General features: G+C 59.0%; 3 protein-coding genes and 5 pseudogenes. 7 read left to right on the forward strand and 1 reads right to left on the reverse strand.

What is annotated here, in order from left to right; translation table 11 throughout:
* Positions 1–650: 650 nt before the first annotated feature.
* From groEL to IVB27_RS43785, 3 pseudogenes are all read left to right on the forward strand, one after another.
* A pseudogene (gene groEL / locus IVB27_RS43775) lies at positions 651–886 on the forward strand (chaperonin GroEL); the annotation flags it as partial.
* 1,275 nt (positions 887–2,161) lie between these two features.
* A pseudogene (locus tag IVB27_RS43780) lies at positions 2,162–3,093 on the forward strand (aldehyde dehydrogenase family protein); the annotation flags it as partial.
* 8 nt (positions 3,094–3,101) lie between these two features.
* A pseudogene (locus IVB27_RS43785) lies at positions 3,102–3,861 on the forward strand (MFS transporter); the annotation flags it as partial.
* A 224-nt stretch (positions 3,862–4,085) separates the two neighbouring features.
* Here IVB27_RS43785 and ald read toward each other — a convergent pair.
* A complete protein-coding gene (ald, locus tag IVB27_RS27565) occupies positions 4,086–5,198 on the reverse strand; it encodes an alanine dehydrogenase (protein ID WP_247338333.1) in 1,113 nt (370 codons plus the stop codon).
* A gap of 598 nt (positions 5,199–5,796) precedes the next feature.
* Here ald and IVB27_RS27570 point away from each other — a divergent pair.
* From IVB27_RS27570 to IVB27_RS43385, 4 genes and pseudogenes are all read left to right on the forward strand, one after another.
* A complete protein-coding gene (locus tag IVB27_RS27570; protein WP_247406640.1) occupies positions 5,797–6,264 on the forward strand; it encodes a helix-turn-helix transcriptional regulator in 468 nt (155 codons plus the stop codon).
* Positions 6,265–6,340: 76 nt separating this feature from the next.
* Positions 6,341–6,966, forward strand: a pseudogene (locus IVB27_RS27575) (acyl-homoserine-lactone synthase).
* A gap of 184 nt (positions 6,967–7,150) precedes the next feature.
* A pseudogene (locus tag IVB27_RS43380) lies at positions 7,151–7,207 on the forward strand (hypothetical protein); the annotation flags it as partial.
* A complete protein-coding gene (locus IVB27_RS43385) occupies positions 7,208–7,477 on the forward strand; it encodes a LysR family transcriptional regulator (RefSeq protein ID WP_345946929.1) in 270 nt (89 codons plus the stop codon). It begins immediately after the preceding pseudogene.
* The last annotated feature ends 438 nt before the right edge of the window (positions 7,478–7,915 follow it).

The following is a 7,915-nucleotide window of genomic DNA, read 5'->3' on the forward strand; positions in this document are numbered from 1 at the left end:
TGCAACTTTGCTGGAGAAGGCAGAAGGCCTCCTGTGTCACTGGCATATCTGGTCCGATCAACTCGGCGAGGTCAGGTCCGAGATACGGAACAATGCTGAGCTCTCATCCTCACCCCAAGATCAGTAGGAATCGCCTTCGCGTCGACTGCGTTGACAAATTTCAATTCGCGGGAGCGCGTTCATCGGTCCCCCTCTCTTCCCGCGCGTTTTGGCATTCATTGTGATCGGGAGCGGCGTGTCGCTCGCCATCTCAGGCAGATCGAGCATCCAGTTAATGGCCATTCTGATCCCAACCGCCCCGGAGCGTTTCATACTCTGATTCCGCGATCGGCTCTTCGAGATCTTTCTTGCGAAAGGCCCGCATCAAGAGAGCGGCGACTCAAGAGTTTCATGAGGCCAATTTTCTCGACCGCGATGCATACTTGTGTGGTTTAGCATGCTCCCGCGAGTTGGCGCGCAGGTGAGCCACAATGTTTGACAATACGGAGACGACCTGGTCGACCTCTGGAGGGTTGTCTCACGCGGCAGGGACAAGCGCAGCGCGCCGTGCAGGACATGCGATGGCGCGATTGAGCAGGATCCGCAGGCTGATCCGAGCGAAGCGGCAATGCCCGCACGATTTAGATGGTGGAGAATTGCGTCTCTTTCGCCAAGCGATCTCGGAAGATCTCGGCGTTAAACTGAAGAACGTCACGCTCAACGTGCTCGGTCGCACCAAGAAGGGTGATGATCGGCAAGGAGAACACCACCATCGTCAATGGCGCCGGCAAGAAGGCTGACATTGGGGCGCGTGGCCCAGATCAAGGCTCAGACCGAGGAGACCACCTCGGACGAACAGCACGCAAAAGTGCAGTGGTCGTTGCGTCCAACACTTGGCGACTCCGCAAGGAGCAAAGAAGTAGCACGAGGAAGCACGCTGACACTTTAAAATGAACTACTAGCTGATTCCAAGACTATGAACTTCACCACAGTTGCCGTTGTTCTTTGATGCCCGAGACGTCGCGGCCGTGTCCTCCTCATAACGATAGTTGTGATGCTCTCGCTCCGCCACGCTGGTGCCGAGGAACCACCTCCGTGATGGAATCCAGCCCCGGAGGCGCTCTTTCTACGATTTTCATCGCGATGGGTTTGTCCTCGCCGCGCAACATCAATTCATGGTCGTGGCAACGCATCTTCAGCATCAATATCGGGCGCTGAGGCTGATTGAGCTCGCTCACCCGATGCTCAACTGCGCGGACGGCTATTCGTAACTTGCCTTGAACTCCTCAATCTCGCTGAAGCCAAGGCTTCGTCGGGCCGAGACCACTTTCTGGAAGCCCGCTGCGTAGAGATTGATGACAGACCGCAGGGAGGGTTGCAATTTGCCCAGATTCCAAGAAGGTCTGTGACAACGATGTAACATGATCTTTGAATTCGTTGCTGGCATTCGACTCACGTTGCGCCACGCTCCCGTAGAGCATGGCGACAGCGCAGATTGCGCCTGTGACAATGGCGCTTGAAATCCCCGGCGGTGCCAGCTGTTCGCGTAGCCCAACGCGCAATCCGCGACGCGGTGATGATCTCCACGAATTCCGATCGCAACTTTGCGCATTTTGCCCCTCAAATGACTTGTCCGGAGGCGCCCGATGCTGGTTCGCACTGTCGCGACGCGCAGCTATCCTGCTGGATCGCCGCGCTCAACATTTCTCCGCCGCTTGTCACGAGCGCTGACTAGTTTAGATTGATTTCCGTAAATCCTGAAACCATCAAAGGGACGGACGCGTACACGAGCGAATGTTCGATGCTCTCAATGAACAGTACGCAAGTTCGAATGTTCTCGCGAGAAGCGCTTGCAGATAGCAAGTGCTGCGAAGTTGGCGAAATCTGCGCACAAAAACTGCAAGATATCGCTACGAACGCCTCCAATCCTCTCAGGTAAATGAGTATCCGATATCCGCTTGCACGATCTAACGACCTTTCGTGCAAGATTGGAGTTCGCGGTGAGTTCATTTACTTGCCGAGCTCCTATTCAGTGCCCTTCGGGGCGTTTCCTCCCTGACTCGGCCGCGCGGTATCTCGCGCGGCCTTTTTTCGCGGTCGACGAAGACCTGATTGCTCGAATTTGAAGACCTCCAGGAGCAAGGCGACGACCCCGACCACCGGCGCACAATCCACGCAAGGCTTGTCCTCCTTCGCTAGCGTCTGAAGGACCTGTCACTTCGGCGGGAGACCAGCTACATTGATGGCGCCTGAGTTGGCTCACATCGCCTTGCGGTAACAACAATCTGGCGATCAGCATTTGGCTCGCCAAACTGCCGCAGCTCTCAGCCGCGGCTGCACGAGAGCCGTGGAGGCTGCTGAAAGAGCGCTCCCTGCATGGGCTAAACTCACAGCCAAGCAACGTTCCAACACCCTGCGCAAATGGTACGAATTGATCGTCGCAAATCGCGAGAATCTCGCGCTAATCCTGACCTCCAAGCAGGGCAAACCGCTCTCTGAGGCGCTAGGCGAACTCGATATCGGGGCGCCTACGTCGAGTTGTACGCCGAAGAGGCGCGCCGCGTCTATGGCGAAACGATTCTCTCGCCGCGCCCGGATGCAAGGCTGCTTGCGATCACGCCACCGATTGGCGTCTGCGGCGCCACACGCCGTGGAACTTCCCCAACTCGATGATCACCCGCAAGGTCGGGCCGGCGCTCGCCGCAGGTGCACCGTGGTGCTGAAGCCAGGCAATCAGACGCCGCTCTCGGCGGTTGCGCTCGCAGCCCTGGCTGAGAAGGCAGGCGTGCCCAAGAGTGTCTTCAACGTCATCGCCGGAGATTCGGGAGGATCGGCGAGGTTTTGTGCGAGCACGCGGCCGTGCGCTTTGTCGGCCTCACCGGCTCGACGGAGGTCGGCAAGATCCTCTACGGTCGGGCCTGCATCGGCCTGAAGAAGCTCGGCCTCGAGCTGGCGCCTTTCGTGGAGTTCGACGATCCCATATCCGCCATCGAGGGCGCCATCGTCTCCAAATACCGCAACATGGACCAGACCTGCGTCTGCGCCAATCGCCTCTACGCACAGGCAAGCATCTATGAGGAATTCGTGCAGAAGCTCTCGACCAAGGTCGCGGCATAGAGATCGGCGAAGATGCGGTTCGTGCCTGCACACTGTCCATGAGCGGCGCGATCGCGGCGATGGTGCTCAGTCATAATTCGGCCTTGACAGCCGCAGCTCTGTTTTTGCGGGCGCCGTATGGACGTGATGCCGTTCAACATTGACGTGCAGCTTTCGGCCCCGCGCTGGGTTGCGGGCCGATCCGTTGCAGCTTGGCAGGCTGCGTTCTCTGGAGGCCTCGCTCTTGGCAGTTGGGGCTGGGGTCGCCTCACCGATGCCGTCGGTGTGGACATCACGCTGCTCGCCTCTGCCGGATTGATGCTGCTCTTGCCGCTGCTAGGGCGCTGGCTGCGCATGCCGGCCATCACCGATCGCGGGGAGGACGCCGAAATGCTTGCGATCCTAAGGAGCGGCTTCTGCTGACATACCGGAGCGGCCCGCTGGTGGTTGAGCTCGAATATCGTGTGGCTTCGGAAAATGCGAGAGCCTTCCACAACGTTATGCAGAATGTGCAGCGCTATGGGCAACGCAACGGCGCCTATGGCTGGTCGATTGGGCGTGATATCGCCGACCCGAGCTGTGGACCGAGCGCTATCACTGCCCGACATGGCTCGATTATTTGCGCCAACGCAACCGCTGGACGCGCTCGGAGCGCGCATTAGATGCAAGGCCACGGCTTTCCATGTCGGGCCTGAGCCCGTGCGTCTCCGTCGTATGCTGGAGCGCCCGTTTGGATCGGTACGCTGGAAGGATGATGTGCCCGACCGCGCCCCGAGTGAGCTCTAGCTGCGGGTTGGACGTGCGCAAAGGCACTAGCAGTCGTCCCTTCCGTGCCCCGCATTGAAAAAGCCCCGGGCGTGTTGACGCGCTTGCGCTTCGCGAGCCCCTCGCCGTCGCCTTGCCTAGAGGACTTCCACTCCAAGCTGTGGCTGATACTCGGCACAAAAAAAGGGCCACTCTGATGAGTGGCCCAAGTCTGCGAGAGAATGTCCGCAGCAGAGCCTCTGGGATCAGGCCGCAGCCTGTTCGATCGGCGAGAAGGGAAGCCCAAGACTCTCGGCGACAGCCTTATAGGTTAGCCGGCCCCGATAGACATTTAGGCCGGCGCGCAGATGCGGATCTTCGAGCACAGCTGCAAATCCTTTACTTGCGAGAGCCAAACCAAAAGGTAGCGTAGCGTTGTTGAGTGCCTGGCTTGAGGTGAGCGGCACAGCTCCGGGCATGTTTGCAACGCAATAATGGATCACGCCATCCACCTCATAGGTTGGATCGGCATGTGTCGTCGCCCGCGATGTCTCGAAACATCCGCCCTGATCGATCGCCACGTCCACGATCACGGAGCCTTTGCGCATCGAGCTCAACATACCTCGGCTGACCAGTTTCGGCGCGCTCGCGCCAGGAACGAGAACGGCGCCAATGACAACATCTGCCGCAAATACCTCTTCTTCAACGGCCTCGATCGTCGAGAATCTGGTCCGTACTCGCCCTTCGAACTGCTCATCCAGTTCGCGAAGCCTGGGAATCGAACGGTCGAGGATTGTGACCTCAGCGCCTAAGCCTGCCGCCATCCTTGCAGCGTGAGTGCCGACAACGCCCCCGCCGATCACCACGATGCGAGCGGGTGGCACGCCCGGTACCCCGCCAATCAGCAGTCCCCGTCCGCCGGCGTACCTCTTCAGCGCGGCACCCGCGGCCTCGATCGCAAGTCGTCCCGCAACCTCGCTCATAGGGGCAAGCAGTGGAAGGCCGCCGTTCGCGTCAGTCACAGTTTCATAGGCAATTGCGGTGCAGCCAGACTTGATAAGGCCCTTCGCCTGCTCCGGATCCGGAGCCAAATGCAGATAAGTGAAGAGGATCTGGTTTTCTCTCAGCTGCGTCCATTCGGAGGGCTGCGGCTCCTTGACTTTCACGATCATTTCGCTTGACGCGAACACCTCGCGAGCAGAGGCCGCAATCGTTGCTCCAGCCTTTTGGTAAATCTCGTCTGTTGCGCCAATCCCGGCGCCGGCGTTCGTCTCGAGCAATACGCTGTGGCCAGCGGCCACGTATTCGCGGACGGCCCCAGGCGTCAGGCCGACGCGGTACTCGTGCGTCTTGATTTCCTTGGGAACACCGACCTTCATTTGCAATCTCCATGGTGAGCAGCTCGTTGTAATCGGAAGAGCGTCACAAACCTCGGGGCGAGAGGCCAAATAGCGCAGTAATCCGGCGATCTTACATGCCTGCTTGCAGGATTTCGAACGGACAACCGAATACTGCCGAGTTGCAGGATGCTACCACAGGGTGGCGAGACCTGATGCGGCCCCGGCAGCCAAACCAAACAGTCGTGATCAGGATTGATCTACGCCGGATTGGATCGACTTCTTCGTTGTTTTGCCTCATTCGCAACGATGCTCGATTTGCTAAAATGAGTAGCGCTTGCGATGGAGGCCCGTTAGTTCATCAAAGGATGGATCGGGTTTTTCAAAGGTCTGCTGAACGATTGATCGAAAGTACGCATCGAGACGCAGCTTAGCAGAGCATGGCTTGGGTCGCCGCTGCGCTCAAGCTATCGTGCTTCGCATATCTCGCTCTTCCCGCGAGCCAGGCAGTGCTTGCAACCTGATCTCGACATATCCCCCTCCTGGACCGTCATCCATCTGCAGCGCGGCTACGACTCCGTCGATCCGGTGGTACGTCGGGCAATGCGCCAGCCTAAGCCCTTCCGATCGGGGCCCGGATTTGAAGTGCGAAAATCGGCCGAAGCCTGAACGCGCTCTGTTCGAAGAAGCCGACAAATTTGGAATCCGCTGCGGGTTTACATTCGCTATCCTCGATGACAGGTGCGTAATCGCCGCGCTGAGCTTTGCAACTGACGAGCGTCGAGCTGGTTTCGCGCGCGCGCTTCTCGAGCACGCCCAGAGCCTGCGGTTAGTCGCAACCGTTTTCCATGAACATGCAAAACGGTTCTGGACGATTGATCGCATGGTCGGCGGCGTGGTGCTGTCTCCTCGCGAGTACCAGTGTCTCGAATGGTCCGCGCGCGGTAAATCGGCCGGGGAGATCGGGATCATTCTCGGTATCGCAGAGCAAACCGCGGGTTTTCACCTGGACAGCGCCCGTGCGAAGCTCCGTGTCAGCTCCCTGCGTCAAGCGATCGTGCTGTTGACCGAATCAAAATCTCGAAAATGGATCGCCAGCCCTCCATAAACGCCTCTGGAACTGCACAGGATGCGCTCGCCTAGGCCTCTCTGCTTAGTTGCCGAAATCAAGCAGGGAGGCGAGAATGATGCAGCTCATCATGCCGGAGTACTACGGGGAATTCGTCAACGATCGCGCCGAGATGCACCGGCTGCGCTACCGCGCTTTCAAGCAGCGTCTGGATTGGACCGTCGAAGTCAGCGGCGACATGGAAGTGGACGAATTTGACGTCCTTCGACCGGTGCGTCTACTGAACCGCTCGGGAGCCGGACAAATTCAAGGTTGCGTGCGGCTTTTGCCTTCCACCGGGGCAACCATGCTGAGGGACACTTTTCCGATCCTGCTGGACGGGCAGCCGGCACCACGAAGCGACTGGATCTGGAGAGCAGCCGATTCGCGCTCGATGTTCCCGCGGATGCGCCGGCGAGCGGTGGAGTTGCTGCTGCCACTTACGTGCTGTTTGCGGGCATGATTGAATTTGGCCTTTCCATCGAATTGATCGAAATCGTCACTGTGACCGACGCCCGCATGGGGCGGATTCTTCGCCGGGCCGGATGGCCCCTTCGCAGAGTGGGAAAAGCGCGCCCCCTTGGAAACACCACGGCTGTCGCGGGCTACCTGGAGGTTTCGTCCGATGCGTTGGACCGCATCCGCAAGGCGCAAATCTCGGGACCGGTGCTCTGGGCTCCGGTCATTCAAGTCGCTGCCTAGCTTCTGGGAAGCAAACGTAACGGCTGCAGATCGGTGCGGAGAGCCACTCTGCGCTCTCAAGACTTACCATGCACAAGCCAGGTCCCACACTTCCGTCACTCCAAGCCACCAGAGCGATCGAACTGAAACACCTGAGATCGGCGGTCGCTGCCGCCGATTGCGGTAGCTTTCGTGAGCCGCCGAGTTGCTCGGATCGCAACAATCGAGCCTTAGCCGCAGAATCAGCGAGTTTGAGCACGACTTGGGCGTTCCATTTTTCGAGCGCTTCAGCGGAGGTGTGCGCCCAACGCGGCCCGGCCGCGACGTTCTTCGGTTGGCCAGAACCATCCTGGAGGAATTCGGCGCGCTTATTGCAACGGCCCGATCCGTTCACAACAGCGAAACCGGCCGTCTGAGCGTCGGTTTCTGCACATCACTTTCGGACGGCAATCTGCAAGCCTCCCTACTTGAGTTCAAGCAGCGCTTCCCGCAGAGCACGATCACGGACACGTTTAGCAGCGGCACTTCGTAACGGAGCGCTCGATCTCCTGATCGTCACCGGGCGCTTGCCGTTGTTGGACAATAAAGCCATGGCTCTGTGGAGCGAGGGTGTTCTCGTGGCCTTCTCATGACCATCCCCTCAGTTCGCGCGAAACTGTCTACTGGAACGACCTGTGCGGCGAGACGGTGCTGCTCAGCCACTACGACCTCGGAAACGAGCTCGAAGATCTTCTGCGTTTCCAAGCTCCGAGCTGAGGTCCGCCCAAAAATCTGGCGCCACGACGTCAGTCGCGGCATCATCAAAAGCTTGATCAGCATGAACACAGGAATAAGCCTCGTGTTCGAGGCCGACATAGGCGCAAATTTTGCCGGCCTTGTTTACCGGGAGCTGCGCGATGGGGCGGGTGCGAGCCGGTTCGAGTTTTCTGCCTATTGGCGCGCCGACAATGAAAACCCCGCGCTACACGAA

Source organism: Bradyrhizobium sp. 197 (assembly GCF_023073375.1).
Lineage (GTDB): Bacteria > Pseudomonadota > Alphaproteobacteria > Rhizobiales > Xanthobacteraceae > Bradyrhizobium.